The 1,078-nt window shown below is 58.1% G+C and carries 1 protein-coding gene; it reads left to right on the top strand.

Going from position 1 to position 1,078, the window contains the following annotated elements; genetic code table 11:
* Window positions 1-288: 288 nt before the first annotated feature.
* Window positions 289-855 carry a DDE-type integrase/transposase/recombinase gene (locus tag FVF58_RS51115; protein WP_149676998.1) on the top strand — a complete coding sequence of 189 codons (567 nt, stop codon included), beginning with the start codon at window positions 289-291 and terminating at the stop codon, window positions 853-855.
* The last annotated feature ends 223 nt before the right edge of the window (window positions 856-1,078 follow it).

Here is a 1,078-nt window from a genome sequence, read left to right as displayed (position 1 = left end):
CAATTACCCACTGACACCCCGAACGGAGCGACAACCATGACCCCCTGACGCAGCGACAATCACCTCGGTCGACCGGCCAAGATGTTTGTCGGTAAACCGGACTTCCTGCTTGACGCTATCCACGCATTCTTCTCGCAAAACGGACGAGCGACCGCGACGCCTGGGCAGCTAGTCCTCGCCAAGGCGGTCATGGCGCCAGACTTCCAGGAGCAGTTCAACCGGCTCTGGTGCAAATGGGATTGGCGAATCGGTTAGAGTTGTCGGAACGAAACGAACTGATGTCCCGCGATGAACAAGCTTAAGAGTCTGGAGGAGTTGTTCGACGGACCCCATTTTGATCGGGAGATCATCATTCTGTGTGTTCGCTGGTACCTGCGCTACAAGCTCAGCCTACGCGATCTGGTCGAGATGATCCCCAAAGGGGACTTCCTGCGGGGCGTGGCCGAACGGGATTTGTCGCTGGCTCACACGACGATGCGTGACGTGGCCGCGGCCAAAGCCTTCTTCAACAAGGCCATCGGGCATCAGGGCCAGTCACCGGAGAGCATCACGCTCGAGGGCAACGCTGCCTCGCACCGCGCGGTGCGCGAGATGAAGACCGATGGTCTGCTGCCTGAAGACACGAAGGTCCGGTCGTCGAAATATCTGAACAACGTGATCGAGCAGGGCCATCGCCACATCAAATCCAGAACGAATGTAATGCTCAGTTTCAAACGGTTCAGGAGCGCCGCGACCACGATTTCAGGCATCGAACTGACGCATCGAATTCGCAAGGCCCAGTTCGATCTCGCGAAGCTCGGCCTCAAGGACGCCGCTGCGCCTGCCATATGGGATGCTGTCCTGTCCACTCGATAAGGTATCCTGCCTATAGGAAACTTCTCAACCAGCTTACCTATTTGCACCAGAGCCCTTTTATCGATTGTCACCGCCTCGGCATCGCGGTTTTGGTCAATCGTTCCAAGAACCCCTCCCGCACATTCCGGGGATTTCAGGCTGTTCCAGTGACGGCGGGGACGGGCACCAGCTCGCGACCCAGTTCCCTGGCCAGGCACTTGAGGGCCTGTTCCCTGGTTTTGCG

It is taken from the genome of Paraburkholderia panacisoli (assembly GCF_008369935.1).
Taxonomy (GTDB): Bacteria; Pseudomonadota; Gammaproteobacteria; order Burkholderiales; family Burkholderiaceae; genus Paraburkholderia; species Paraburkholderia panacisoli.
The sequence above is the reverse complement of the archived record's forward strand: the minus strand, read 5'-3'. Positions and strand labels throughout refer to the sequence as shown.

Bases quoted from the DNA above. Each gene is read 5' to 3' on its own strand.
- FVF58_RS51115 (WP_149676998.1), top strand. From the start codon at position 289: ATGAACAAGCTTAAGAGTCTGGAGGAGTTGTTCGACGGACCCCATTTT.